General features: G+C 55.2%; 1 protein-coding gene and 1 tRNA gene. Both read left to right on the plus strand.

The features are described from left to right. Window positions 1–25: 25 nt before the first annotated feature. Window positions 26–102: transfer RNA gene (locus tag HMPREF2605_RS03155), tRNA-Met, on the plus strand. Window positions 103–748: 646 nt separating this feature from the next. Further along, on the plus strand, window positions 749–1,114 hold a 366-nt coding region (locus HMPREF2605_RS03160; protein ID WP_210401030.1), incomplete at its 3' end, for a transposase.

Below are 1,114 nucleotides of genomic sequence, written 5' to 3' on the forward strand. Positions count from 1 at the left end.
GGGTCTGTATAGTTGTATGAGTCGCCGCGGGGTGGAGCAGTTCGGTAGCTCGCCGGGCTCATAACCCGGAGGTCGCAGGTTCAAATCCTGTCCCCGCAACCAGAAAAACCCGGTATCTCAACGAAAAGTCGCTGAGATACCGGGTTTTGTTTTGCCCTGACGAGACCGAATCCCTATGTTATTCCCTACCTTTCAGCCAAACTCAGGCCCGTCGTCGAGGTGGGGGGAGGGGGGACTATCACCCAACATCGAGGACTATCATCCAACGCCCCTTCGGGGCGTATGACTATCTTCGCTCGTGCATGATCTCGTGGGAGGGAGGTTGCAGAGGAGGATTTTCACCGCCTAATCGGCGTTGATACCGGCTGTTTACCGCCTGAAAATGCAAAAGCGGTATAGCATTTTCCCTCGTATCTCAACCGAATCCCAACCCTTTACCGCCTTCACCGCCTAAAACCGAAAACTTTTATATATACACACGCATATGTAGGAAGATGAACACTCGCGTGTACACTTTTTAGAAATTAGGCGGTAGAGGCGGCAACACACCATGTTTTGACTGATATACCAACGTTTTCGATATACCGCTTAGCCTCAAACAGGCGGTAACTAAGCGGTGAAAGAGTAGCGTCCCGCATAGTGGTGTAACCGTGGGTGGTCGGCCCGTTGCTTGTGATGGGTGCGGTCACCGTGTGATCCTTCGAGAAAGCTCTCTACTTCTGACTCGAAACGATTTGGAGGCACAACGATGACCGCTCCTCATATTATCGACCCTGCTGGCCTGCTTGTCGAGGCGTTATCCCAGGCACCCCCAGATTTGATGCGTTCCCTGCTCCAGCACGTGATCAACGCGTTGCTCTCAGCGGACGCTGACACCGTGTGCGGGGCCCAGTGGGGCCAACAAGACCCGCAGCGTCACACCAGGCGCAACGGGTATCGCTACCGGCCCCTGGATACCAGGGTCGGCACCATCGACGTGGCGATCCCCAAGCTGCGCTCAGGCACCTACTTCCCAGAATGGTTACTGCAACGGCGCAAACGCTGTGAAACCGCGTTGATCACAGTGGTCGCTGACTGCTACCTGGCAGGAGTATCCACACGCCGCATGGACAAG

This window comes from Rothia sp. HMSC065C03 (assembly GCF_001837295.1).
Classification (GTDB): Bacteria; Actinomycetota; Actinomycetes; order Actinomycetales; family Micrococcaceae; genus Rothia.